Source organism: Streptomyces sp. SN-593, from assembly GCF_016756395.1.
Taxonomy (GTDB): domain Bacteria; phylum Actinomycetota; class Actinomycetes; order Streptomycetales; family Streptomycetaceae; genus Actinacidiphila; species Actinacidiphila reveromycinica.
This window is the reverse complement of record NZ_AP018365.1, coordinates 1,530,185-1,555,000: the sequence shown is the minus strand read 5'-3', so window position 1 is coordinate 1,555,000 and position 24,816 is coordinate 1,530,185. Positions and strand designations below refer to the sequence as shown.

Sequence of the window (24,816 nt, the reverse complement as noted above, 5' to 3'; positions counted from 1 at the left end):
AGATCACCCAAGTAGCATAGGGCCCGAGAAATCCTGTGTGAATCTGGCGGGACCACCCGTTAAGCCTAAATATTCCCTGGTGACCGATAGCGGATAGTACCGTGAGGGAATGGTGAAAAGTACCGCGGGAGCGGAGTGAAATAGTACCTGAAACCGTGTGCCTACAAGCCGTGGGAGCGTCGGGCATCGAGTTTACTCGGTGTCTCGTGACTGCGTGCCTTTTGAAGAATGAGCCTGCGAGTTTGCGGTGTGTTGCGAGGTTAACCCGTGTGGGGGAGCCGTAGCGAAAGCGAGTCCGAAGAGGGCGTTTTTAGTAGCACGCTCAAGACCCGAAGCGGAGTGATCTAGCCATGGGCAGGTTGAAGCGCGGGTAAGACCGTGTGGAGGACCGAACCCACCAGGGTTGAAAACCTGGGGGATGACCTGTGGTTAGGGGTGAAAGGCCAATCAAACTCCGTGATAGCTGGTTCTCCCCGAAATGCATTTAGGTGCAGCGTCGTGTGTTTCTTGCCGGAGGTAGAGCACTGGATAGGCGATGGGCCCTACCGGGTTACTGACCTTAGCCAAACTCCGAATGCCGGTAAGTGAGAGCGCGGCAGTGAGACTGTGGGGGATAAGCTCCATGGTCGAGAGGGAAACAGCCCAGAGCATCGACTAAGGCCCCTAAGCGTACGCTAAGTGGGAAAGGATGTGGAGTCGCAGAGACAACCAGGAGGTTGGCTTAGAAGCAGCCATCCTTGAAAGAGTGCGTAATAGCTCACTGGTCAAGTGATTCCGCGCCGACAATGTAGCGGGGCTCAAGCGTACCGCCGAAGTCGTGTCATTCACACAATATTCCTAACGGGAGTGTGGATGGGTAGGGGAGCGTCGTGTGCCGGGTGAAGCCGCCGTGTAAGCGAGTGGTGGATGGTTCACGAGTGAGAATGCAGGCATGAGTAGCGATACAAGAGTGGGAAACTCTTGCGCCGATTGACTAAGGGTTCCTGGGTCAAGCTGATCTGCCCAGGGTAAGTCGGGACCTAAGGCGAGGCCGACAGGCGTAGTCGATGGACAACCGGTTGATATTCCGGTACCCGCTTTGAAGCGCCCAGTACTGAACCGAGCGATGCTAAGGCCGTGAAGCCGCCTCTGATCTCTTCGGAGTGAGGGGGAGTGGTGGAGCCGCTGAACCGGACTTGTAGTAGGTAAGTGATGGGGTGACGCAGGAAGGTAGTCCAGCCCGGGCGGTGGTTGTCCCGGGGTAAGGGTGTAGCCCGAGGGGTAGGTAAATCCGTCCTTCGTGAAGGGTGAGACCTGATGCCGAGCCGATTGTGGTGAAGTGGATGATCCTATGCTGTCGAGAAAAGCCTCTAGCGAGTTTCAAGGCGGCCCGTACTCTAAACCGACTCAGGTGGTCTGGTAGAGAATACCGAGGCGTTCGGGTGAACTATGGTTAAGGAACTCGGCAAAATGCCCCCGTAACTTCGGGAGAAGGGGGGCCACTTCTGGTGATCATCTTTACGGTGTGAGCTGGGGGTGGCCGCAGAGACCAGCGAGAAGCGACTGTTTACTAAAAACACAGGTCCGTGCGAAGCCGTAAGGCGATGTATACGGACTGACGCCTGCCCGGTGCTGGAACGTTAAGGGGACCGGTTAGTCACATTTCGGTGTGGCGAAGCTGAGAACTTAAGCGCCAGTAAACGGCGGTGGTAACTATAACCATCCTAAGGTAGCGAAATTCCTTGTCGGGTAAGTTCCGACCTGCACGAATGGCGTAACGACTTCTCGACTGTCTCAACCATAGGCCCGGTGAAATTGCACTACGAGTAAAGATGCTCGTTTCGCGCAGCAGGACGGAAAGACCCCGGGACCTTTACTATAGCTTGATATTGGTGTTCGGTTCGGCTTGTGTAGGATAGGTGGGAGACTTTGATCATCGAGCGCCAGCTTGGTGGGAGTCGTCGTTGAAATACCACTCTGGTCGTGCTGGATGTCTAACCTCGGTCCGTGATCCGGATCAGGGACAGTGTCTGGTGGGTAGTTTAACTGGGGCGGTTGCCTCCTAAAGGGTAACGGAGGCGCCCAAAGGTTCCCTCAGCCTGGTTGGCAATCAGGTGTTGAGTGTAAGTGCACAAGGGAGCTTGACTGTGAGACTGACGGGTCGAGCAGGTACGAAAGTAGGGACTAGTGATCCGGCGGTGGCTTGTGGAAGCGCCGTCGCTCAACGGATAAAAGGTACCCCGGGGATAACAGGCTGATCTTCCCCAAGAGTCCATATCGACGGGATGGTTTGGCACCTCGATGTCGGCTCGTCGCATCCTGGGGCTGGAGTCGGTCCCAAGGGTTGGGCTGTTCGCCCATTAAAGCGGTACGCGAGCTGGGTTTAGAACGTCGTGAGACAGTTCGGTCCCTATCCGCTGCGCGCGTTGGAGTCTTGAGAAGGGCTGTCCCTAGTACGAGAGGACCGGGACGGACGAACCTCTGGTGTGCCAGTTGTTCTGCCAAGGGCATGGCTGGTTGGCTACGTTCGGGAGGGATAACCGCTGAAAGCATCTAAGCGGGAAGCTTGCTTCGAGATGAGGGCTCCCACCCACTTGATGGGGTAAGGCTCCCAGTAGACGACTGGGTTGATAGGCCGGATGTGGAAGCCTCGTGAGGGGTGGAGCTGACCGGTACTAATAGGCCGAGGGCTTGTCCATGTGTGCTCGCGTCCACTGTTTGGTTCCCGGGTTGCGAACAGTCGCATCCGGTGAACACTCAACTGAAAAGTGTGCTTGTTCGCTCGGACTCTGTCGAAATTCCGCTTCCGCGGGATGACCCGATAGTGTTTCGGTGGCCATAGCGTGAGGGAAACGCCCGGTTACATTCCGAACCCGGAAGCTAAGCCTTTCAGCGCCGATGGTACTGCAGGGGGGACCCTGTGGGAGAGTAGGACGCCGCCGAACAATCTTTCCGGACCCTTGGTCCTGGCCTGAGCGCTGGGACCAGGGGTCCTTTTTTATTGTGCTCGAAGCGCGCATTCCTGCCGCTCCGCGAGACCTGAACCACAGCAGTACGATCCGACAGGAGTCACGTCGATGCCCAACTCGTCCGAAGACCGGCCCGAGCGCAGCGATCACCGCCGCGAGGATCGTCGTGACGACCGTAGGGACGACCGTCCCCGTCGCGACGACCCCCGCGGTGGCGCCGGCTACCGCCGCGACGACCGTTCCGACCGTCCGCGTTCGGAACGCCCGCGCGATGACCGCCAAGGCGGCGGCGGTTACCGCCGTGACGACCGTCCGGGTGGTGGTTTCCGTCGTGACGACCGTCGTGATGACCGTCCCCGTGGTCCGCGTCGCGATGACGACCGTGGTGGGTTCCGTCGTGACGACCGCCGGGATGACCGTCCCGGTGGCGGTGGCGGTTTCCGTCGTGATGACCGTCGTGACGACCGGCCGCGTTTCGACCGTCCGCGCGACGACCGCCGGGATGACCGACCCCGCGGCCCGCGTCGTGATGACGACCGTGGTGGTTTCCGGCGTGACGATCGTCGTGATGACCGTCCCGGTGGTGGCGGTGGTTTCCGTCGTGATGACCGTGGTGGGGATCGTCCGCGTTATGACCGTCCGCGGGATGACCGTCGTGACGACCGTCGTGATGACCGTCCCCGTGGTCCGCGTCGTGATGACGACCGTGGTGGGTTCCGTCGTGATGACCGTCCCGGTGGCGGTGGCGGTGGCGGTGGCGGTGGCGGTGGCGGTTTCCGTCGTGACGATCGGCCTCGTTTCGACCGCCCGCGGGATGACCGCCGGGATGACCGTCCTGGTGGCGGTGGTTTCCGTCGTGATGACCGTGGTGGGGATCGTCCGCGTTATGACCGTCCGCGGGATGACCGCCGGGATGACCGTCCGCGTGGTCCGCGTCGTGATGACGACCGTGGTGGGTTCCGTCGTGACGACCGCCGGGATGACCGTCCTGGTGGTGGCGGTGGTTTCCGTCGTGATGACCGTCGTGACGACCGGCCGCGTTTCGACCGTCCGCGGGATGACCGCCGGGATGACCGGCGGGATGACCGCCGGGACGACCGTCCCCGCGGTCCGCGCCGCGACGACGACCGGGACCGCGGCCACGGCCGGCGCCCGGTGGTGCAGGGACGCGGCAGGTTCGAGAGCCGCGGCGGCCGCGACGACCGCAGGGACGACCGCGAGCCGATCCGCCGACTGCCGATCCCGGACGAGGTGACCGGTCAGGAGATCGACCCGAGCGTGCGGCAGGAGCTGATGAGCCTGCCCAAGACGCTCGCCGAGGACGTGGCCCGGAACCTGGTGATGGTCGCGCGGCTGCTCGACGAGGAGCCGGAGCAGGCGTACGCGTACTCGCGCGTCGCGCTGCGGCTCGCCTCGCGCGTCGCGGCGGTCCGGGAGGCGGCGGGCTTCGCGTCGTACGCCACCGAGCGGTACTCGGAGGCGCTGGCGGAGTTCCGCACCACGCGGCGGATGACCGGCACGGTGGACCTCTGGCCGGTGATGGCCGACTGCGAACGCGGCCTCGGCCGTCCCGAGCGGGCGCTGGAGATGGCGGGTGCGCCGGAGGTGCACAAGCTGGACAAGGCCGGGCAGGTCGAGATGCGGTTGGTCGCGGCCGGCGCCCGGCAGGACCTCGGCCAGGCCGAGGCCGCCGTGGTGACCCTCCAGAGCTCGGAGTTGGCGGCCAACGCCGTCCACCCGTGGACGGCCCGGTTGCGCTACGCCTACGCGGACGCGCTGCTCACGGTCGGCCGGGAGAACGAGGCGCGCGAGTGGTTCGCCAAGGCGCTGGAGGCGGACCACAACGGCACGACCGACGCCTCCGACCGGCTCGCCCAGCTCGACGGCGTGGCGTTCGTGGACGCCTTCGACGGTGAGGGCGACGGGGACGAGGACGAGCGCGCCGGCACGGCGGGCACGGACGACACCGATGAGTCCGACGACGTCGACGTGCCCGCGGACGACGACCTGACCGACGAGGTCGTGGTCGAGGGCACGGACACCGCTGTCGATGCGCCGGACGACGACGCCGACGACGCCGACGACCACTCCGACAGCGAGGACGACGACGAGGACGACGACACCTCGTCCGACGCCCGGGCCCACGCCGAGGAAGCGGACGACGAGCCGGAGGAGTCCGCCGCCGACGCGGGCGCCGACGACACCGACACCGACGGCAACGCCACGGAGCAGAAGGCCGGCGACGCCGAGCCCTCCTCCTTCCTGGACTCCCCGTTCCGCGCCCCGGCGCACACGGACCGCGAGGACGACTGAACGAACCGCACCACCAGGTGAGCCGAGGGCGGCACCCGCGACCCCGCGGGTGCCGCCCTCGGCGCTCCCCGGGCGGCCCGGCTCCCTGCGTGGCGGCAGCGGATCGGCAGCGGCAGCTCCGGCCACGGCTATCGCCGCGGCTATCGCCGCGGCTCGACGCTCCGCATCACCAGCCCGCTCGCCGGCTTCGGCCCGAACGACGTGGACTTGCGCGGCATCATCACGCCCTGGCGCGCCAGGTCCAGGACGACGCCCTCGCGCACCGGGTGCATCAGCACCGCGGTGCCGCCGAGTTGTCCGGCCAGGCGGACCGCGGCCTCGGCGTCGTGGATGTAGCGGATGTGCTCGGGGGAATCCGGCACCCGCCAGACGTGGTCGAGCAGCAGGCCGTGCAGGACCGTCGCGTCCAGCCGCCGCCAGGGCTCGGGCCGGTCGTCCGGCACCGTCTCGCGCAGCAGCACGGGATCGGCCCGGTCCAGCAGGTGGAAGCCGTCCCCCGCCAGCAGGAAGGCGTTCCCCTCGACCCCGCCGGCCACTTCGCCCGCCGCGGGCCCCGTGCCTCCGCTCGCGGCGCCCGCCCCCGCTCCGGTGTCCCCGCTCGCCTCCGCCAGCACGCGCAGTGCCGCCTCCAGGTCGTCGCCCGCCAGCCGGCGGACCCGGAAGGCGCCGCGCGCGGCCGCGAGGGCGGCGGCCGGCGGGAGTTCGGGCAGCACGCGGTGGATGGCGCGCACCCGCAGCGGGTAGCGGGCGCTGTCCACGAGCAGGACCAGGCCGTAGTCCCAGCCGGTGCCGGGCGGGTGGTCGGCCTGGAGCCTGCGGTAGGTGGCCCAGCGGTGGTGTCCGTCGGCGATCAGGGCCTGGCGGTCGGCGAGTTCGGCGTCGATCGCCGCCTGCTCCGCGGACCCGGTCAGGGCCCACAGCCGGTGCCGTACGCCGTCCTCGGTGGTGATGGCGAGCAGCGGCTCCTCGGTGGCGGCGGTCCGCTCGACGATCCCGGCGGTGGCGGGGCCGTCGCGGTAGGCGAGCAGCAGGGGTTCGAGGTTGGCGCCGGTCGCGCGCATCAGGGCCGCGCGGTCGGCGACCGGACCGGGCATGACGTCCTCGTGCGGGAGCACGGCGCCCTCCTCGGGGCCGCTCAGCCGCAGGGCGCCGATCACCCCGCGCTGGAGGTGGTCGCCGTCGCGCTGCTCGTAGACGTAGAGGGCGGGGGCCGGGTCGCGGGCGAGGACGCCCTGGTCGAGCCAGGCCGCCAGGGTGCGGGCGGCCTTGTGGTGCCGGGCGTCGGGGGTGGAGGCGTCCGGGAGGATCAGCCGGACCACGTTGTACGGGTCGGCGGTCTCCAGGTGGCGCTGGCCGTCGGGGCGTACCACGACGTCGTACGGTGGCGAGGTGACGGCGGCGAGGCTGCCGACGTGCTCCCGTACGAAGCGCAGCCCGCGGAACGGCGCCAGGTGAGGGCCCCGCGGGTGGTCCTGATCGGTGTCGGTCATCCGCGCATGCTACGACGCCCTCGCGGCACCGGCCCCGACCGGCATGGGGGATGATCGAGGGGTAGCCCACCGACGAGGAGCGAGCCCCGCCATGACGCACCGCACCAGCCCGCACGGCAGCGAAGAGCCGTTGGACAGGGCGTACGACACCGCGCTCCTGGACCTCGACGGTGTCGTCTACGCGGGTGGGGAGGCGATCGCGCACGCGGTGGACTCGCTCGGCGCCGCGCGGGAGCACGGCATGCACCTCGCCTACGTCACCAACAACGCGTCGCGCACGCCGGACACGGTCGCCGAGCACCTGACGCGGCTGGGGGTGCCGGCGGGCGCGGACGACGTGATCACCTCGGCGCAGGCGGTGGCGCGGCTGATCGCGGAGCAGGTGCCGGCCGGCGCGAAGGTGCTCGCGGTGGGCGGTGAGGGCCTGATGGTGGCGCTGCGGGAGCGCGGCCTGGTCCCGGTGGAGTCCGCGGACGACGACCCCGCGGCCGCGGTGCAGGGGTACGGCCCGGACCTGCGGTGGTCCCAACTGGCCGAGATGGCCTACGCGGTGAACCGCGGCGTGCCCTGGTTCGCGTCGAACACCGACCGGACGATCCCGAGCGGGCGGGGCATCGCGCCGGGCAACGGCGCCGCGGTGGAGGCGGTGCGCTTCGCGACCGGCGGCGACCCGCAGGCGGCGGGCAAGCCGCTGCCGCCGATGCACCGGGAGACTGTGCTGCGGACCGGCGCCCGGCGGCCGTTGGTGGTGGGGGACCGGCTGGACACGGACATCGAGGGCGCGTTCGCGGGTGGCGTGGACTCGCTGCTGGTGCTGACCGGGGTCACCGACGCGGCCGCGCTGCTCTCGGCCGAGCCGCGGCACCGGCCCACCTACGTCGGCCGCGACCTGCGGGACCTGCTGGCCGCGCAGCCGCAGGTGGCGGTGCCGGAGGCGGGAAGGGCCGAGTGCGGCGGCTGGAGCGCGTCCGCGGCGGGCGGCGCGCTCGCGGTCGAGGGCGGGGGCGATCCGCTGGACGGGTTGCGCGCGCTGTGCGGTGCGGCCTGGAGCGGTGCGGGCGGGGGGAGTTGCGACCTGGACGCGGCGAAGACGGTCGAGCGGCTGGGGTTGTAGCGCGGGCGGGCCGGGGGAGGGGCATGGGGGCCGGGGAGCAGGCCCGGCCACCCCGCTCGCCCGCGGACGCGGTCGGGGGCGCGGCCGGGAGGCACCGCCGCGCGCCCTGCCCGAGTCGGCCGCCGCGAACGGCCGGGCCGGGACCCGGTTCCCGCTCCGGCGGAGGTCCGGGCGCGGGGGCGGCACTGCCCGCACACCCGTCCCCGACCGCCGGCCTCGCACCCTGATCCCGGCATCCCGGCATCCCGGCATCCCGCACCGCCACCGCCCGCGCGACCCCACCCGCCGGGGCGCGGCGCCGTACGTCCTGACGCAGCCCGGAAGGTCCGTCCATGACGCTCTCCCCCGCCCCGCCGGCCACGGAGGCGGCCGCGGCCGCGCCTTCGGAGCGGCCCGCCGCGCGGCGCCGACGCCCGTCCCCGGTCCGGAGGTTCGCCGCGCGGCTGACGCCCGCCGACCGCGACGTGCTGTGGCTGTACGCCCTGACCCGGGCCGGTCTGTGGGTCACGGAGTACTGCGCCCGCTGGCTCTTCCCGGCCGACGCGGGCAGCCACCACCCGGCGCCGGTCCTCGCGCCGTGGCAGCAGTGGGACTGGGCGTACTACCTGCACATCGCGCGGGACGGCTACTTCCCCGCGGGCGGCCCCGGTCCCGGTGAGAACGGCTGGGACAACCGGGAGGCGTTCTTCCCCGGCTTCCCGCTGGTGCTCCGCGCGGTCCACACGGTGATCGGCGACTGGACCGCCGCGGGGCTGACGGTCTCCTGCGCGGCCGGCGCGGTGGCGGTGGTGGCGCTCGGCCGCATAGCCGGGCTGGACCGGCCGGGGGCCGCGGCGCCCCGGCGCACCGCCGCGCTGTTCCTGGTGTCGCCGTGCGCGGTGTTCCTGGCCGCGGGCTACACCGAGTCGCTGTTCCTCGCGCTGGCGCTGCCCGCGTGGCTCGCGGCCCGCCGGGCGGCGTGGGGCAGGGCGGCGGTGCTGGCCTGCCTGGCGTGCGCGGTACGGGTCAGCGGGCTGTTCCTGGTGGCGGCGATCGCGGTGCAGTTGCTGTCCACGGTGCGCCGGCCGCGCGACCTGCGCCCGCTGCCCTGGCTGGCGCTGCCCGCGCTGCCGCCGCTGCTGTACAGCGCCTACCTGCACGCCCGCACCGGCGACTGGATGGAGTGGAAGGACGCCGAGGACCGCGGCTGGGCGCGGGACTTCCACAGTCCGTGGACCGCGTGGCACCACACCTGGGCCGCCGCGTTCGGGTCCGCCCAGGGCACCGGGCAGGCGGTGATGTTCCAGGCCGAACTGCTGGCGATGGCCACCGGCGTGGCGCTGCTGCTGTTCCTGCTGCTGCGCCGCCGGTGGGCCGAGGCGGTGTACGTGGCCCTGAGCCTGTGGGCGCTGGGCACGTCGTACTGGTACATGTCGATCCCGCGGGCGGCGCTGCTGTGGTGGCCGCTGTGGACGTCGCTGTGCGCGGCGACCACGGTCCGGCCCCGGCTGCGCACCGCCTACTTCGCGGTGGTCGGGCCCCTGACCACCGTGGTGGCGCTGGCCTTCTTCACCGGCCGCTGGGCCGGGTGAGGCGGGGCCGGCCGGATCGGGGGCCGGCCCCCGCCGGTCACGCGGCGCGTGCCTGGTCGGCCTCTTCCGCTGCCGCCTCGTCGACCGCTTCCGTCGCCGCCTCCCGCGCGGCGGCGACCGCCGCGCCGAGCAGGTCGTCCTCGGTGCGGCCCTGCCGCCAGTACCCGGTGAAGGAGACGGCCGCGCGGTCCAGGCCGCGTTCGGTGACGAGGTGGCGGCGCAGGGCCCGGACGCAGCCGGACTCGCCGGCCAGCCAGGCGTAGGGCGCGACGCCCGCGGGAACGGTCACGGCGCGGACCGCGTCGAGCAGGGCGGTGGTGCGGTCGTGGCCGCCGCGGACCAGCCAGTGGACCTCGGCCTTGGCGCGGGTGGGCATCCGGACGCGGTCGTCGGGGTGGCCGACCTCGACGAACACCCGCACGGGCAGGGCGGCCGGGAGCGCGGCGAGGATGTTGGCCACCGACGGCAGGGCGGTCTCGTCGCCGGCGAGCAGCACCCAGCCGGTGCCGGCCGGCGGGCGGAACTCGACGCCGCCGTTGTCCTGGGCGACGGGGGCGAGGATCGACACGCGGTCGCCGGGGCGGGCTCGCGCGGCCCAGCGGGAGGCCGGGCCGAGGTCGCCGTGCAGCGCGAAGTCGACGTCGACCTCGGCCGGTCGCGTGCGCACGCCGCTGACGGTGTAGGTGCGCATGATCCCGCGCACGGCCGGGTCCATGGCGCGCCAGCGGGCGTACCAGTCGGCGTCGAGGACGTCGGGCAGGACGGGGGCCGGCTGGCCGGGGAGCGGCAGGAACAGCTTGAAGCGCTGGTCGCAGCCGCCGCTGACGATCCGGGCGAGGTCCTGTCCGCCGAGTACCACGCGGCGCAGCGTGGGGGAGAGCCGCCGGGTGCGCACCACCCGCGGGTGGAAGAAGCGGTAGGGGATGTCCGTCACGGTGTCAGGCCACCTTCTTCGCGGACGTGATGGCCTTGGTGAGGTCGTCGATCCGGTCGGCGCACTTGGCGTAGGAGAAGATCGGCTCGCTCGGCCAGCCGAGCACCTGGTCGCCCTTGACCGCGGGCAGCCGGGTCCAGGTCGGCTTGCCGGTCAGGTCCTTGGGCTGGAGGGTGGCGGTCCGGCTGTCGAGCATGATGACGTCCGACCGGTACTTGTCGGCGTTCTCCCAGCTCAGCGTCTCGAAGAAGCCGCCCGTCACCTTGTTCGGGACGATGAAGTTCACCCCGAGGCTCTTGTAGTAGCGCAGGTCGGCCGCGGCGGCGGGGTCGGAGACGTAGAGGGAGTCGGCGCTCGCGGAACCGGCCATCACGGTGATGTCGGGGTGCGCCTTGGCGGCGGCGCGCAGCGCGGCGGACGACTTCTCGAAGCGGGTCTTCTGGGCGGCGTTGGCGCCCGAGGACATGTCGGCGCCCAGGGACTCGGCGAGTTCGGCGTAGCGCTGGAGCGGGGTGGTGATCGGGACGCCGGCGACGTTGATGCCGACGCTGGGGGCCAGGGCGAGGATCTTCTTCGAGCTGTCGTCCGGGACGTACCAGAGCGCCGGGGCCTGGTACATGTGGCTGATCAGCAGGCCGGGGTCGAGGGCGGCGTACTTCTCGATGTTGAACTCGCCCCAGGTGTTGCCGATCACGGTGACCTTCTTCACGTCGACGTCCCCGGCCATCGGGTCGGCGGAGCCGTCCTTGAGCGTGGTGGGGCCGAAGACGCCGGTGCACTCGATGCCGTAGTCGTGCAGGGCCGCGGCGGAGCCGATGTAGGCCACGAGGTGGCCGGGCGCGTGGTCGGCCTTGACGGTCTGCTTGCGGTCGTCGGTGAAGCTCCAGGGGCCGGACGACGTCTTCGCGCCCGTGCCGCCGGACGAGGCGGCCGGGTCCGAGCCGGAGTCCGACGATCCGCCGCACGCCGCCAGCAGTGCGCCCAGCCCGACCGATCCGCCGGCGGCGAGGGCCCCTCGGCGCGTCATTCCTGGAGCTGCTGCGAAACGGGACGAATGCATGGTGCTACCGCTCTGCTCGAAGTGATCTGGCGAGGGTAGGCTAACCTAAGTCCGTGCTGGTCGACCGTCACACCCCGCCCCGGGCGGACACCGGGCCCCCGTCCGCCCCACCGCGCGGCAGCGTCGCGCGGGCCAACGCCCGCCGGGCCGCCGGGCTGCTGCTGGCCATCGGCCTGCTCGCCCTCGTCGTGGTGGCGAGCATCGCGATCGGCGCGCGGAACGTCCCGGTCGGCCACGTGTGGCACGGCCTGTTCCACTACTCCGGTACGGACGACGACGTGGTCATCCGCGAACTGCGGCTGCCCCGTACGGTACTCGGCCTGCTGGTGGGCGCCGCGCTCGGTGTCGCCGGGGCCGCCATGCAGGCGCTGACGCGCAACCCGCTCGCCGACCCCGGGCTGCTCGGCGTGAACGCCGGCGCGGCCGCGGCCGTGGTCTCGGGGATCAGCTTCCTCGGCGTCTCCTCGACCACCGGCTACGTCTGGTTCGCCCTGGCCGGCGCCGCCGTGGTCTCCGTCCTCGTCTACGCCATCGGCGGCAGCCGCTCGGCGACCCCGGTACGGCTCGCGCTCGCCGGCACCGCGATCACCGCGCTGCTCCAGGGCTGGACCACCGCGGTCGAGCTCACCGACAAGGTCGCCCTGGACCGGATGCGCTTCTGGCAGGTCGGCTCCCTGTCCTCCGCGAACATGTCCACCGTCCGGGACGTCGCGCCCTTCCTCGCGGTCGGCGCGGTGCTCGCCCTGGCCAGCGCCCGGCCGCTCAACGCGGTCGCGCTCGGCGACGACACCGCGCGCGGGCTGGGCGCGAAGCTCACCCGCACCCGTGTGACGGTGATGGCCGCGATCACCCTGCTGTGCGGCGCCGCGACCGCCGCGTGCGGCCCGATCGTCTTCGTCGGCCTGATGGTCCCGCACGTGGTGCGGGGCATCACCGGCCCGGACATGCGCTGGATCATCCCGTACGCCGCGGTGCTCTCGCCGGTGCTGCTGCTCGGTTCCGACGTGATCGGACGGGTCGTCACCCGGCCGGCCGAACTCCAGGTCGGCATCGTCACCGCCGTGATCGGCGGCCCCGTCTTCATCGCGCTGGTCCGACGCCGAAGGATGGCCGAACTGTGAGCCCGACCGTACTGCGCCGCGGCGGCCGCTCCGTGCGGGTCGACCGGCGCTCGCTGCTGGTGTGCACGGGCCTGGTGGTGGTCGCGCTGGCCGTCTCCGTGGTGCTGATCGGCACCGGCGACTTCCACATCGCCCCGCTCGACGTGCTGCGCAGCCTCGCCGGGCACGGCAACCCGGGCCAGGACTTCATCGTCCGCCAGTTGCGGCTGCCGCGGGTCGTGGTGGCGCTGCTGGTCGGCGCGAGCCTGGGCATGGCCGGCGCCGCCTTCCAGACCGTCTCCCGCAACCCGCTCGGCAGCCCGGACGTCATCGGCTTCGGCCAGGGCTCGGCCGTCGGTGCGCTGGTCGTCATCGTGCTGCTGAAGGGGTCGTCGTACCAGGTCGCGATCGGCGCGGTGGCCGGCGGCCTGCTCACCGGCATCGCGGTCTACCTGCTGGCCTGGAAGCGCGGGGTGCACGGCTACCGGCTGGTGCTGGTCGGCATCGGCGCGTCCGCGGTGCTCTCGGCGGTCAACAGCTACCTGCTGGTCAAGGCGGACATCGTGGACGCGGCGCGGGCCGTGGTGTGGATCACCGGGTCGCTCGACGGCCGGGACTGGTCGCAGGCGTGGCCCCTGCTCGGCGCGGCCGTCGTCCTCATGCCGGTCCTGGTCGTCAGCGGGCGCGCGCTGCGTATCACCGAGATGGGGGACGACGCGGCCAGCGCGCTGGGTGTACACGTCGAGCGGATCAGACTCGTCACCGTGCTCGCCGCGGTGCTGCTCACCGCCTCCGCGACCGCGGCGGCCGGCCCGATCTCGTTCGTCGCGCTCACCGCCCCCCAACTGGCCCGCCGCCTGACCCGTTCACCCGGCGTCGCCCTCGTGCCGTCCGCGCTCATGGGCGCGACGCTGCTGGTCGCCGCCGACTGGGCGGCCCAACGCGCCTTCGGGTCCGGCGAGGTGCCCGTCGGCGTGGCCACCGGGGTGCTCGGCGGCGGCTACCTGCTGTGGCTGCTGGTCAGCGAGCGCAGGGCGGGCAGGATATGAGCGGGACGGGAAGCGGGGGCGGCGCGGTGCAGGGACGCGCCCCGGACCGGTGGGCGGACCAGGCGCCGGAGCAGTCAACGGCCCGACCAGGAAAGGGGTTCCGCCGGATGTTCCGCGGCACCGACAAGTCGACACGTACCACCGCTGAGGGGCCCGGCCGGGGCCGGGAGGAAGAACCGGCCGACGGCACCCGCCTCGCCGCCGAATCCGTCACGCTCGGCTACGACCAGCGGATCATCGCCGAGGACCTGTCGGTCGAGATACCCGACCGCTCCTTCACCGTCATCGTCGGCCCGAACGCGTGCGGCAAGTCGACATTGCTGCGCGCCCTGTCCCGGCTGCTCAAGCCCGCCCAGGGACGGGTGCTGCTCGACGGGCGCGCGATCGGCTCGCTGCCGGCGAAGTCCGTGGCCAGGACGCTGGGCCTGCTGCCGCAGAGTTCGGTCGCGCCCGACGGCATCACCGTCTCCGGGCTGGTCGCCCGCGGCCGCTACCCGCACCAGGGCCTGCTGCGGCAGTGGTCGTCCGAGGACGAGCGGATCGTCGACGAGTCGATGGCCGCGACCGGTATCGCCGCCCTCGCCGATCGCTTTGTCGACGAACTCTCCGGCGGCCAGCGGCAGCGCGTCTGGATCGCGATGGCCCTCGCCCAGCAGACCCCGCTGCTGCTGCTCGACGAACCGACCACCTTCCTCGACATCCAGCACCAGATCGACGTCCTCGACCTGTGCGCCGACCTGCACGAGCAGCGTGGCCGCACGCTCGTCGCGGTCCTGCACGACCTCAACCAGGCCGCCCGCTACGCCACCCACCTCATCGCCATGAAGGAGGGCCGGATCGAGGCCCAGGGCCCGCCGTCCGAGATCATCACCACCGAACTGGTGGAACGCGTCTTCGGGGTGCGGTGCCGGATCATCGACGACCCGGAGAGCGGTACGCCGCTGGTGGTGCCCGCGGCCCGGCGCCCGGCGGGCGCGCGCGGACCGGAGGCCCACGCGGAGGCGGGAACGGCGCGCGGCGGCACCGCTACAGCAGCGAGCGCAGCTTCAGCAGGTCCCGCAGGCCCGCCTGCACCCTGACCCGGCCGGCGCCCCACGCCTTCGCGAAGTGCAGCTCGCCGCCGACCAGTTGGACCAGGACGTCGCCGGTCATCGCCAGCCGGATCTGGGCCTTCTGCTCGGGGGTGCCCGGCACCGTCACCACGTCCTGGATGCTGCCGCCGGCCAGCCGGCCCACGAAGGTGATGTCCAGGTCGGTGATCCGGCAGCTCAGCGAGCGGTCCAGCGCGGTGGCGTCGCGGACGGCGCCGTCGGCCTTCGCGAGGTTCGCCGAGAGGGTGTCGAGCGCGCTGCGGCACTCCTCGATGGTGGCCATCGGCTGAGATGTCTCCCGGTGGTCGGTACGTCCGGATGACGGTACCGCAGGGCCCGTGCTCGGGGCGCGGCGACGGAAAGGGGTAGCGTCGTCACCGCGTGCACCAGCGTGCGGCGACAATGCGCCGGCGGCGAGGCGAGGAGTGTGAGCGATGCGGGACGCACTGCGTACCTGTCTGCAGATCGCGGGCGGCCTGACCGAGGCCACCCGGCGCCGTGCGGTCGAGGCGGCCAAGGAGATGCTGGACCAGGCCGGGATCGACCCCGTGGCCCTCCAGGAGCGGATCGGCGCGGCGATCCCCCCGGAGGTGCAGACCCTCGCGGACGAGCTGGTCGCCTCGGGCCGCGCCAACCGCGACCTGCTGCTCGGCATCGTCAGGGAAGAAGTCGACAAGACGATGGGCCGGGTCGGACGGCTCGCCGACGAGGTCACCAAGGTCGGCGTCGTCCTGGAGACGCTGGAGCGCCGGATCAGGAACCTGGAAGGGCCCGGTTCCGGCGACGGGACGGCCGCGGAGCCGGAGGCGAAGGCCGGCGGCGAGGACACCGGTCGTGCGCCCGGGGTGAAGGGGCGTACGCAGGACGCGGAGTCCTCCCGCCCGGCCGCTCCGAAGCCGCCGGCCCGGCCGCGGCCGGCGCCCCCGGTCGAGCACGTCCGGGTCGACGCCGAGCCCTCGCCACCCGCCCCGCCCGCGGCGGCGCCCACGTCGGTGGCCAACCCGCGTCGGACCGCCGCGACCGACCGGCCGGCCACCCCGGCGAAGAAGTCGCCCGCGGCCAAGAAGACGGCTCCCGCGAAGAAGTCGCCGCCCGCGGCGGCGAAGAAGGCTCCCGCGAAGAAGACCACTCCCGCGAAGGAGACGGCTCCCGCCAAGCGCACCGCGGCGAAGAAGACCGCGGCGAAGAAGACCGTGGCCAAGAAGGCGGCGTCGGCGCCCACCTCCGCGGGGGCGGCGCCCGCCGGGGCCGCGGCGAAGAAGACCACCGCTCGGAAGCCGGCCGCGGCGAAGAAGGCCGCAGCCGGGAGGAAGTCGGTCCCGGCGAAGAAGAGCGCGGTGGAGACGGCCGCGACGCAGGGGAGCGCGGCGCAACAGGCCCTCGCCGCGCCGGATGCGGCGCCCACCTCCGCGGGGACGGCGCCCGCCGGGGCCGCCAGGAAGGCGACTGCCGCCAAGCGGACGACCTCGGCCACGAAGGCCGCGGCGGCCAAGAAGAGCACGGCCGCCAAGAAGAGCACGGCCAAGAAGAGCACGGGCAGGAAGACCGCCGCCAAGCGCACGCCCGCCGGGAACACGCCCGCCAAGAAGACGGCCGCGGGGGAGAAGCCGGCCGCGGCGGACCCGTCGTCCCAGCAGGCGCCCGCCGGGCCCGATGCCGCCTCGGAGCCCACCACCCGGCCCGGCGGCGGCGATGCGTGAGGGCTACGATCTGCCCGGTGCGGCCCCCCAGCCGTGGCCGGGGGCGCCCACGCCTGCGCCGCCCGGCACCGCACCGCCCCGGGTACCCGGCACCGCCGGTGCCCCCGGCGGGGCTCCGCCCGCCGAGGCGGCGACCGGCGCCGGGGCGGAAGCCGGGACCGGGACCGGGACCGACGCGGCGACCGGCGCCGGAACCGACCGGCCACCCGAGCCGTTGGGGGTGACGGTCGAGGCGACGGGGAATGCTGAGGTGGATGCCGCGGTTGAGCGGCTGCGGGACGCGGACGCGCTCCCCACCGACGCGCACATCGAGGTCTACGAGGATGTGCACGCCGGACTGCGGAACGCGCTGACCGCGCTGGACGAGAACAGGGGCTGAACCGTACGTGGCACGACGCCGACTCGACGCCGAGCTGGTGCGCCGGAAACTCGCGCGCTCCCGCGAGCACGCAGGCCAGTTGATCGCCGCGGGCCGGGTGACCGTGGCCGGGGCGACCGCGACCAAGTCCGCCACACAGGTGGAGACCAGTGCGGCCCTGGTGGTCGCCGTGGACCACGACGACCCCGACTACGTGTCGCGCGGCGGCCACAAGCTGGCCGGCGCGCTCGCCGCGTTCACCCCGCGCGGCCTGGTCGTGGCCGGCCGCCGGGCCCTGGACGCGGGCGCCTCCACCGGAGGGTTCACCGACGTGCTGCTGCGCGCGGGCGCCGCCGAGGTGGTCGCGGTGGACGTGGGCTACGGCCAGCTCGCCTGGTCCCTGCAGAGCGACGACCGCGTCGTCGTCAAGGACCGCACGAACGTGCGGGAGTTGACGTTGGAGACGATCGACGGCCGGCCGGCCGACCTCGTCGTCGGCGACCTGTCCTTCATCCCGCTCGGCCTGGTGCTGCCCGCGCTGGTGCGCTGCGCCGCGCCGGACGCGGACCTGGTGCTGATGGTGAAGCCGCAGTTCGAGGTGGGGCGGGAGCGGCTCGGTGCCGGCGGAGTGGTCCGCAGCACCCAATTGCGCGCCGAGAGCGTGCGGAAGGTGGCCGAGCAGGCCGCCGCACTGGGGCTGGGCGCCCTCGGCGTCACCGCCAGCCCGCTGCCCGGCCCGTCCGGGAACGTGGAGTACTTTCTGTGGCTGCGCTCCGGCGCCCCCGCGCTGGATCCGGCCGAAGTCGACCGTGCTGTGGCGGAGGGGCCCCGATGACCGAGCTGTCCGATACGTCCACCTCGTCAACCTCTTCCGGGTCGTCCGCGGAGGACGCCGGGGCGAGCCGTACCGTCTTCCTGCTCACCCACACCGGCCGCGAGGCGGCGATCCGCAGCGCCGAGCGGGTGGTGAACGGGCTGATGCGCTGCGGCATCGGGGTGCGGCTGCTGGAGGACGAGGCCGCGGACCTGCCGCTGCCGCCCGCCGTCGAACTCGTCGGCGAGGTCGGGCCGGGCTCGGTGCAGGGCTGCGAGCTGATCATCGTGCTGGGCGGCGACGGAACCCTGCTGCGCGGCGCGGAGTTCGCCCGGGCCTCCGGGGTGCCGATGCTCGGCGTCAACCTCGGCCGGGTCGGCTTCCTCGCCGAGGCCGAACGGGACGACCTCGACAAGGTGGTCGACCGGGTCGTCACCAAGGAGTACGAGGTCGAGGAGCGCATGACCCTCGACGTTCTGGTCCGCAACGACGGCCGGATCGTGCACACCGACTGGGCGCTCAACGAGGCGTCGGTGGAGAAGGCGTCCCGGGAGCGGCTGCTGGAGGTCGTCACCGAGGTCGACGGCCGCCCGGTCTCCGGGTTCGGCGGCGACGGCGTCGTCTGCGCCACGCCCACCGGTTCGACCGCCTACGCGTTCTCCGCCGGCGGGCCGGTGGTGTGGCCGGAGGTGGAGGCGCTGCTGATGGTGCCGATCAGCGCGCACGCGCTGTTCGCCCGGCCGCTGGTGACCTCGCCCCGGTCCGTCCTCGCGGTCGAGGTGCAGCCGCAGTCCCAGTACGGGGTCCTGTGGTGCGACGGCCGGCGGACCGTCGAACTGCGCCCGGGCGCCCGGGTGGAGGTGCGGCGCGGGGCGGTACCGGTCCGGCTGGCGCGGCTGCACCACGCGTCGTTCACCGACCGGCTGGTCGCCAAGTTCGCCCTCCCGGTCTCCGGCTGGCGCGGGGTGGTGGCGCCCTGACCCTCCGGGGTGGTCCGGGGCGCCGCGGCCGCACACGTCACGCGAACGGGTACCCCGCGCGGTCCCACGGCCAGCCGAAACCTCGTATGGTCGTATCCGTGTTGGAGGAAATGCGGATTCGGTCGCTCGGAGTCATCGAGGACGCCGTGGTGGAGCTGTCGCCCGGCTTCACCGCGGTGACCGGCGAGACCGGCGCGGGCAAGACCATGGTCGTCACCAGCCTGGGGCTGCTGCTCGGCGGTCGCGCCGACCCGGCGCTGGTGCGGATCGGCGCCAAGCAGGCGGTGGTCGAGGGCAGGATCGCCCTCGACCCGCGGGCGCCGGCCGCGGTGCGCGCCGCGGAGGCGGGCGCCGAACTGGACGACGGCGCGCTCCTGATCAGCCGTACGGTCTCGGCCGAGGGACGGTCCCGCGCGCACGTGGGCGGCCGCGGCGTGCCGGTCGGCCTGCTCGGCGAACTCGCCGACGAGCTGGTCGCGGTGCACGGCCAGACCGACCAGCAGGGCCTGCTGCGCCCCGCTCGGCAGCGCGAGGCGCTCGACCGCTACGCCGGTGACGCCGTCGCCGGACCGCTGGCGGCGTACGCCACCGCGTACCGCCGGCTGCGGGAGGTCGCCGACCGGCTCGACGAGCTGACCACCCGCGCCCGGGAACGCGCCCAGGAGGCGGATCTGCTGCGCTTCGGCGTCGAGGAGATCTCCGCGGCCGAGCCGCTGCCCGGCGAGGACGCCGAACTCGCCGCGGAGGCGGAGCGCCTGGGCAACGCGGAGGCGCTCGCGTCGGCGGCCACGCTCGCGCACGCCGGCCTGGCCGGCAACCCGGAGGACCCCGAGGGCGTCGACGCGGGCACCCTGGTGGCGGCCGCGCAGCGCGCGCTGGACGCGGTCAGCTCCCATGACCCGGTGCTGGCCGACCTCGCGGTCCGGCTCGGCGAGATCGGCATCCTCGCCGGCGACGTCGCGGGCGAGCTGGCCGGATACGCCGACAACCTCGACGCCGACCCGCTGCGGCTGGCCGCGGTCGAGGAGCGGCGGTCCGTGCTGGCCCACCTCGTCCGCAAGTACGGCGCGGACACCGCCGACGCGGAGGCGGGCGGCGGCATCGACGCGGTCCTCGCCTGGGGCGAGCGCGGCGCCGCCAGGCTCGACGAACTCGAGGGCGACGACGAGCGGATCGCCGAACTGACCGCGGAACGCGACGGGCTGCTCGGTCAGCTCGGCGACCTCGCCCAGCGCCTGACCGACGCGCGCACGGAGGCCGCCGAGCGGTTCGCGGTCGCCGTGACCGCCGAACTGGCCGAACTGGCCATGCCGCACGCCCGCGTCACCGTCGGCATCCGGCAGACCGAGGCGACCGACCCCGCGACCGGGATCGAGGTCGGCGGCCGCGCGGTGCTCTGCGGCCCCACCGGTGCCGACGAGGTCGAGTTGCAGCTCGCCCCGCACCCGGGCTCGCCCGCGCGGCCGATCGCCAAGGGCGCCTCCGGCGGTGAGCTGTCCCGGGTGATGCTCGCGGTGGAGGTGGTCTTCGCCGGCTCCGACCCGGTGCCCACCTACCTCTTCGACGAGGTGGACGCCGGTGTCGGCGGCAAGGCGGCGGTCGAGGTCGGCCGGCGGCTCGCCCGGCTGGCGCGCACCGCCCAGGTCGTCGTCGTCACCCACCTGCCCCAGGTGGCCGCGTTCGCCGACCGGCAGTTGCTGGTCGAGAAGACGAACGACGGGTCCGTCACCCGCAGCGGGGTATCCGTCCTGGAAGGCGAGGACCGGGTCCGCGAGCTGTCCCGCATGCTCGCGGGGCTGGAGGACTCGGAGCTGGGCCGCGCCCACGCCGAGGAACTCCTCGCCGCGGCCAAGGCGTCCCGCTGATGGTCGAGGGTGCCCCTGGTCGCCGGGGGCACCCCGTTCCGTCCGTCCGGGGCGGCGGGCCCGCCGCGTACGGCCGCACCGGGCCGGCCCTGTCGGCCGGCGGCCGCCGGCCTCCCGCCTGCCCGGGGCCGGTCCGGCCGGGGCCGCGCGGGACGCACCGCGCGACGGGCCGCGACGGCGCCGCGCCCGGGCGCGGAACGCGATCGACTACGGCGAGGAGCCGCACACGGTGAACCCGAGAAGCGGGTACGTATCGGTCGCCGCGGCGGCGGCCGCGGCCACGAGGGCGGCCTACCAGCAGTTGCGCCGCAGGCCCCCGGTCGAGGCACGGATGTGGCAGCGCACCAACTACGCCGGTCGCGGTGTGGAACTGTACGGGGGGCTGGCGGCGGCCGCGGGCGCCGCGACCGCGATGGCCGCGGCCCGCGGGGTGAGCGTGCGCGCCCGTGTCGCCGCGGTCGGCGCGGCCCTGGCGGCCGGCGCGTGCGGGGCCTACGACGACCAGAAGGGCGTCCCCGGCGAACGCGGCTTCGCGGCGCACCTGGAGGCACTGCGCGAGCGGCGCCTGACCTCCGGCGGTGTGAAGCTGCTCGGCATCGGTGCGGCGGGCCTGGCCGCGGGGGTGCTGCTGAAGGCCCGGCCGCTCGACCAGGTCCTGGCCGGTGTGGTCATCGCCGGCAGCGCGCACGCGGTGAACCTCGCCGACGTGGCGCCCGGCCGCGCCGCGAAGGCCGTGATCACCGCCGGGCTGCCGGGTCTGCTGCGGCGAGGCCCGGGCGCGGTGCTGGCCTCCGCGCCGCTCGGCGCGGCCGCCGCCGTGCTCGGCGACGACCTGCACGAGCGGACGATGCTCGGCGACGCCGGCGCCCACGCCTTGGGCGCGGCGCTGGGCGCGGCCCTCGCCTTCGCCGACGGGCGCGGCGCGCTGGTCACCCACGCGGCGCTCGTGGTCGCCCTGGCCGCGGCGGGGGACCGGGCCGGCGCGGGGCAGCGGTTCTGGAGCGCGCCGGTGGTACGCCGGTTCGACGCCTGGGGCCGCACGCCCCACCCGAATGGGTGATCCGGGGCACGCACAGGCGGCAATGATGCCCTCCTGGGCGGTCAGGCCCGGGCCAGGGCCTGGCATGCTGGAGCGGGCGCCCCGACCGGCGCCCGCCGAGTCCGCGTCGACCGCCCCCGCGCCGGCCGTGTCCGGCGGGTCCGCGTCGACCGCGCTCACGTCCAGCCAGTCCGCGTCGCTCGCGCGCACGCCCGCCGTGTCCGCGTCGACCGCGCCCGTGCCCCCGCCCGCCGAGTCAGGAGCCCCACCCGCGTGAGCAGCAGCCCGCACCCCGTCCAGGGGCAGCTCCACGCCGTGCACGTGCTGGGCGCGGCGGCGGGCGCGCACGTCCGCTCGCTGGCCGCCGGGCTCGTCGCCCGCGGGGTGGACGTCACCGTCTGCGGACCGGCCGGCACCGACGCCGAGTACGGCTTCGCCCGCGCCGGCGCCCGCTTCCGCCCGGTCGAGGTCGGCCGTTCCGCGGCCGCCGACGCCCCCGCGGTGGCGGCACTGCGGACCGCGTGCGCCCGGGCGGGCGTGGTCCACGCCCACGGGCTGCGCGCCGGGCTGCTGGCCGCGCTCGCGCTGGGCGGCCGCCGGGTGCCGCTGGTGGTGACCTGGCACGGCGGCGAGACCCCCGCGGCGGGCCGGGCCGGGCTGACGGCGCGCTGGCTGGAGCGGCGGGCGGTCCGCGCGGCCACCGTGGTGCTCGGGGTCTCCTCCGACCTGGTCGACCGGGCGCGCGGCCACGGCGCGCGCGACGTGCGGCTCGCACCCGCGGCCGTACCGCGGCCACGGGCCCGTCCGCCGATGCCGCCGGCCGACGGGGAGCGCAGGAAGCAGCAGGTGCGGGCCGAGTTCGGTGCCGAGGAGCGGCCGCTGCTGCTGTCCGTCGGCCGGCTCGAGCCGGCCAAGGGCTACGACTTCCTGCTGACGGCCGCCTCGCACTGGGCCGACTCCGAGGCGCGGCCGCTGCTGGCGATCGCGGGGGAGGGGCAGGAGCGGACGGCGCTGGAACACCGCATCGACGCCGAGAAGTTGCCGGCGGTGCTGCTCGGCCGCCGCGACGACGTGCCCGAACTGCTGTCCGCCGCCGACCTGGTGGTGCTGCCCAGCCGGTGGGAGGGACGCCCGCTGATCGCCCAGGAGGCGCTGCACGCGGGCGTCCCCCTGGTCGCCACCGCGGTCGGCGGCACCCCCGAACTCGTCGGCGACGCGGCCCTGCTGGTGCCCTACGGCGACCCGTACGTCCTGGCCCGAGCGGTCACCGACCTGCTGGCCGACGCCGACCGGCGGGCCGCCCTCGCCATCGCCGGCCGCGCCCAGGCGGCGACCTGGCCCACCGAGGACGACACCGTCGCCCAGGTGCTCAGCGTCTACGACGAGCTGACGGCTCCTTGAGCATGCCGCGGAGGCGCCCGCACCCGCCCAGGGGCGCGGGGAACGGCGCGTGCGACCGTCGCCGGGCGGGTGGTGCCGAACCGTCGGAACCGCCCGCCCCGGTGGGCCCCCCGGTGGGTCCGGGCCCGGGCCTACCCCTCGAAGGCGCCGCAGGCGGTCAGCCGCAGGGCGGTGTCGATGAGGGGGACGTGGCTGAACGCCTGCGGGAAGTTCCCGACCTGGCGCTGGCGGCGCGGGTCCCACTCCTCCGCGAGCAGCCCGAGGTCGTTGCGCAGGGCGAGCAGCTTCTCGAACAGCCGGCGCGCCTCCTGCACCCGCCCGATCATCGCGAGGTCGTCCGCGAGCCAGAACGAGCAGGCCAGGAAGGCCCCCTCGTCACCGGGCAGCCCGTCGAGGTTCTCGTCGACGCTCGACGTCGGGTAGCGCAGCACGAACCCGTCCTCCGTGGACAGCTCCCGCTGGATCGCCTCGATGGTGCCGATCACCCGCTTGTCGTCCGGCGGGAGGAAGCCCATCTGCGGGATCAGCAGCAGCGAGGCGTCCAGCTCCCGGGAGCCGTAGGACTGGGTGAAGGTGTTGCGCTCCCGGTCGTAGCCCTTCTCGCAGACGTCGTAGTGGATCTCGTCCCGCAGTTCCTTCAGCTCCTCCAGCGGGCCCTCGATCTCGCCGGACTCGATGAGCTTGACGGTGCGGTCGACGGCCACCCAGGCCATCACCTTGGAGTGCACGAAGTGGCGGCGCGGGCCGCGCACCTCCCAGATGCCCTCGTCGGGCTCCATCCAGTGCTTCTCCAGGTAGCGGATCAGCTTGAGCTGGAGCACGCTCGCGTAGTCGTTGCGCGCCAGGCCGGTCATGTGGCCCAGGTGAAGCGCCTCGGTGACCTCGCCGTAGACGTCGAGCTGGAGCTGGTGGGCGGCGCCGTTGCCGATCCGCACCGGCGAGGACCCCTCGTACCCGGGCAGCCAGTGCAGCATGTTCTCGCCGAGCTCGCGCTCGCCGGCGATGCCGTACATGATCTGGAGGTTCTCCGGATCGCCGGCCACCGCGCGCAGCAGCCACTCGCGCCAGGCGCGGGCCTCCTCGCGGTAGCCGGTGCGCAGCAGCGAGGACAGGGTGATCGCGGCGTCCCGCAGCCAGGTGAAGCGGTAGTCCCAGTTGCGCACCCCGCCGATGTCCTCGGGCAGGGAGGTGGTGGGGGCGGCCACGATCCCGCCGGTCGGCCCGTAGGTGAGGGCCTTGAGCGTGATCAGCGACCGGATGACGGCCTCGCGGTAGGGGCCGGAGTAGGTGCACTGCTCGACCCACTCCCGCCAGAAGTCCTCGGTCGCGGTGAGCGAGCCCTGCGGGTCGGGCAGCGAGGGCTGCGGCTTGTGCGACGGCTCCCAGCTGATCGTGAAGCAGTACCGGTCGCCGGGCGACACGGTGAAGTCGCTGTACGTCGTCAGGTCCTCGCCGTACGTCTCGACATCGGTGTCCAGCCACACGGAGTCCGGGCCGGCCACCGCGACGGTGCGGTCGCCGACCTGCTGCACCCACGGCACCACCTGGCCGTAGGAGAAGCGCATCCGCAGCGAGGAGCGCATCGCCACCCGGCCGCTGACGCCCTCCACTATCCGGATCACCTGCGGAGCGCCGTCGCGCGGCGGCATGAAGTCGACCACCCGCGCGGTGCCGCTGCCGGTGTCCCACTCCGACTCCAGGACCAGCGACTCGCCACGGTAGTGACGGCGGGTCGCGTCCGGCGTCTTCTCGCCCTCGGGCACGGCCGGACCGATCCGCCAGAAGCCGTGCTGATCGGTGCCGAGCAGGCCGGCGAAGACCGCCGGCGAGTCGAACCGGGGCAGGCACAGCCAGTCGACGGTGCCGTCCCTGCAGACCAGCGCTGCGGTCTGCATGTCACCGATGAGTGCGTAGTCCTCGATACGCCCTGCCACGTGAAACTCCAGTCGAACACGGCGCCGCCCCCGCTGGGACGGTCTTGCGGTATGG

19 protein-coding genes and 2 rRNA genes (1 of these 21 running past the window's edge) are annotated in these 24,816 nt (G+C 73.1%); 16 read left to right on the top strand and 5 right to left on the bottom strand.

Translation table 11 applies throughout. From position 1 onward, the window contains the following. The 4 genes from RVR_RS06575 to RVR_RS06560 form a co-directional block, all read left to right on the top strand. Nucleotides 1-2,678: ribosomal RNA gene (locus RVR_RS06575) — 23S ribosomal RNA — on the top strand (it extends 448 nt beyond the left edge of the window). 129 nt (nt 2,679-2,807) lie between these two features. Next, nucleotides 2,808-2,924 (top strand): 5S ribosomal RNA (rrf, locus tag RVR_RS06570). A 190-nt stretch (nt 2,925-3,114) separates the two neighbouring features. Beyond that, on the top strand, nt 3,115-4,203 hold the full coding sequence (locus RVR_RS06565) for a hypothetical protein (RefSeq protein ID WP_202232941.1): 1,089 nt from the start codon (nt 3,115-3,117) through the stop codon (nt 4,201-4,203). A gap of 23 nt (nt 4,204-4,226) precedes the next feature. Continuing rightward, nucleotides 4,227-5,261 carry a tetratricopeptide repeat protein gene (locus tag RVR_RS06560; RefSeq protein ID WP_430393220.1) on the top strand — a complete coding sequence of 345 codons (1,035 nt, stop codon included), beginning with the start codon at nt 4,227-4,229 and terminating at the stop codon, nt 5,259-5,261. A 140-nt stretch (nt 5,262-5,401) separates the two neighbouring features. Here the strand turns inward: RVR_RS06560 and RVR_RS06555 are convergent, their stop codons facing one another. Continuing rightward, nucleotides 5,402-6,751: a DUF1015 family protein gene (locus tag RVR_RS06555; RefSeq protein WP_202232940.1), complete on the bottom strand. Its 1,350-nt coding sequence runs from the start codon at nt 6,749-6,751 to the stop codon at nt 5,402-5,404. Nucleotides 6,752-6,842: 91 nt separating this feature from the next. Here RVR_RS06555 and RVR_RS06550 point away from each other — a divergent pair, with 91 nt between their 5' ends. Both RVR_RS06550 and RVR_RS06545 read left to right on the top strand, forming a co-directional pair. Continuing rightward, nucleotides 6,843-7,865: an HAD-IIA family hydrolase gene (locus tag RVR_RS06550; RefSeq protein ID WP_202232939.1), complete on the top strand. Its 1,023-nt coding sequence runs from the start codon at nt 6,843-6,845 to the stop codon at nt 7,863-7,865. Between the two features lie 332 nt (nt 7,866-8,197). Further along, nucleotides 8,198-9,436, top strand: a complete 1,239-nt coding sequence (locus tag RVR_RS06545) for a mannosyltransferase family protein (RefSeq protein WP_202232938.1) — start codon at nt 8,198-8,200, stop codon at nt 9,434-9,436. A gap of 37 nt (nt 9,437-9,473) precedes the next feature. Here RVR_RS06545 and RVR_RS06540 read toward each other — a convergent pair whose 3' ends face one another. Together RVR_RS06540 and RVR_RS06535 are read right to left on the bottom strand one after the other, a co-directional pair. Beyond that, nucleotides 9,474-10,370 carry a siderophore-interacting protein gene (locus RVR_RS06540; RefSeq protein ID WP_202232937.1) on the bottom strand — a complete coding sequence of 299 codons (897 nt, stop codon included), beginning with the start codon at nt 10,368-10,370 and terminating at the stop codon, nt 9,474-9,476. Between the two features lie 4 nt (nt 10,371-10,374). After that, nucleotides 10,375-11,397 carry an ABC transporter substrate-binding protein gene (locus RVR_RS06535; protein WP_272933062.1) on the bottom strand — a complete coding sequence of 341 codons (1,023 nt, stop codon included), beginning with the start codon at nt 11,395-11,397 and terminating at the stop codon, nt 10,375-10,377. A gap of 86 nt (nt 11,398-11,483) precedes the next feature. Between RVR_RS06535 and RVR_RS06530 the strand changes: the two genes are divergently transcribed. The 3 genes from RVR_RS06530 to RVR_RS06520 all read left to right on the top strand — a co-directional run bounded on the left by RVR_RS06530 (nt 11,484) and on the right by RVR_RS06520 (nt 14,658). Further along, nucleotides 11,484-12,551: a FecCD family ABC transporter permease gene (locus RVR_RS06530; RefSeq protein WP_202232935.1), complete on the top strand. Its 1,068-nt coding sequence runs from the start codon at nt 11,484-11,486 to the stop codon at nt 12,549-12,551. After that, nucleotides 12,548-13,579 carry a FecCD family ABC transporter permease gene (locus RVR_RS06525; RefSeq protein WP_202232934.1) on the top strand — a complete coding sequence of 344 codons (1,032 nt, stop codon included), beginning with the start codon at nt 12,548-12,550 and terminating at the stop codon, nt 13,577-13,579. The genes RVR_RS06530 and RVR_RS06525 overlap by 4 nt, the downstream gene beginning before the upstream one ends. A gap of 107 nt (nt 13,580-13,686) precedes the next feature. After that, on the top strand, nt 13,687-14,658 hold the full coding sequence (locus RVR_RS06520; RefSeq protein ID WP_202232933.1) for an ABC transporter ATP-binding protein: 972 nt from the start codon (nt 13,687-13,689) through the stop codon (nt 14,656-14,658). Here RVR_RS06520 and RVR_RS06515 read toward each other — a convergent pair. Next, on the bottom strand, nt 14,606-14,953 hold the full coding sequence (locus RVR_RS06515; protein WP_202232932.1) for a sterol-binding protein: 348 nt from the start codon (nt 14,951-14,953) through the stop codon (nt 14,606-14,608). The genes RVR_RS06520 and RVR_RS06515 overlap by 53 nt on opposite strands. 151 nt (nt 14,954-15,104) lie before the next feature. Between RVR_RS06515 and RVR_RS06510 the strand changes: the two genes are divergently transcribed. The 7 genes from RVR_RS06510 to RVR_RS06480 all read left to right on the top strand — a co-directional run bounded on the left by RVR_RS06510 (nt 15,105) and on the right by RVR_RS06480 (nt 22,827). Beyond that, complete coding sequence (locus RVR_RS06510; protein ID WP_202232931.1) at nt 15,105-16,370, top strand: hypothetical protein; 1,266 nt, start codon at nt 15,105-15,107, stop codon at nt 16,368-16,370. Between the two features lie 250 nt (nt 16,371-16,620). After that, the gene (locus RVR_RS38860) at nt 16,621-16,749 is read left to right on the top strand and encodes a hypothetical protein (protein ID WP_346731439.1); all 129 of its coding nucleotides are present in this window, start codon (nt 16,621-16,623) and stop codon (nt 16,747-16,749) included. Nucleotides 16,750-16,756: 7 nt separating this feature from the next. Then, nucleotides 16,757-17,563 (top strand): TlyA family RNA methyltransferase, encoded by an 807-nt coding sequence (locus RVR_RS06500; protein ID WP_202232929.1) that lies wholly within the window; start codon nt 16,757-16,759, stop codon nt 17,561-17,563. Then, entirely contained in the window at nt 17,560-18,522 is a 963-nt protein-coding gene (locus RVR_RS06495) for an NAD kinase (protein WP_202232928.1), read from the top strand. Before RVR_RS06500 ends, RVR_RS06495 begins: the two co-directional genes overlap by 4 nt. Before the next feature lie 86 nt (nt 18,523-18,608). Beyond that, nucleotides 18,609-20,387, top strand: a complete 1,779-nt coding sequence (gene recN / locus RVR_RS06490) for a DNA repair protein RecN (protein ID WP_202232927.1) — start codon at nt 18,609-18,611, stop codon at nt 20,385-20,387. Nucleotides 20,388-20,616: 229 nt separating this feature from the next. Further along, nucleotides 20,617-21,447 carry a hypothetical protein gene (locus RVR_RS06485; protein WP_237404603.1) on the top strand — a complete coding sequence of 277 codons (831 nt, stop codon included), beginning with the start codon at nt 20,617-20,619 and terminating at the stop codon, nt 21,445-21,447. Nucleotides 21,448-21,699: 252 nt separating this feature from the next. After that, nucleotides 21,700-22,827, top strand: a complete 1,128-nt coding sequence (locus RVR_RS06480; protein ID WP_202232926.1) for a glycosyltransferase family 4 protein — start codon at nt 21,700-21,702, stop codon at nt 22,825-22,827. 131 nt (nt 22,828-22,958) lie between these two features. Here RVR_RS06480 and RVR_RS06475 read toward each other — a convergent pair whose 3' ends face one another. Then, entirely contained in the window at nt 22,959-24,773 is a 1,815-nt protein-coding gene (locus RVR_RS06475) for a glycoside hydrolase family 15 protein (RefSeq protein ID WP_272933135.1), read from the bottom strand. Nucleotides 24,774-24,816 lie beyond the last annotated feature (43 nt).

Excerpts from the sequence above, each read along its gene's own strand:
- RVR_RS06555 (WP_202232940.1), bottom strand. The coding sequence starts at position 6,751 with ATGACCGACACCGATCAGGACCACCCGCGGGGCCCTCACCTGGCGCCG.
- RVR_RS06535 (WP_272933062.1), bottom strand. The coding sequence starts at position 11,397 with ATGACGCGCCGAGGGGCCCTCGCCGCCGGCGGATCGGTCGGGCTGGGC.
- RVR_RS06515 (WP_202232932.1), bottom strand. The coding sequence starts at position 14,953 with ATGGCCACCATCGAGGAGTGCCGCAGCGCGCTCGACACCCTCTCGGCG.
- RVR_RS06510 (WP_202232931.1), top strand. The coding sequence starts at position 15,105 with ATGCGGGACGCACTGCGTACCTGTCTGCAGATCGCGGGCGGCCTGACC.
- RVR_RS06550 (WP_202232939.1), top strand. The coding sequence starts at position 6,843 with ATGACGCACCGCACCAGCCCGCACGGCAGCGAAGAGCCGTTGGACAGG.
- RVR_RS06545 (WP_202232938.1), top strand. The coding sequence starts at position 8,198 with ATGACGCTCTCCCCCGCCCCGCCGGCCACGGAGGCGGCCGCGGCCGCG.
- RVR_RS06520 (WP_202232933.1), top strand. The coding sequence starts at position 13,687 with ATGTTCCGCGGCACCGACAAGTCGACACGTACCACCGCTGAGGGGCCC.
- RVR_RS06495 (WP_202232928.1), top strand. The coding sequence starts at position 17,560 with ATGACCGAGCTGTCCGATACGTCCACCTCGTCAACCTCTTCCGGGTCG.
- recN (WP_202232927.1), top strand. The coding sequence starts at position 18,609 with ATGGTCGTATCCGTGTTGGAGGAAATGCGGATTCGGTCGCTCGGAGTC.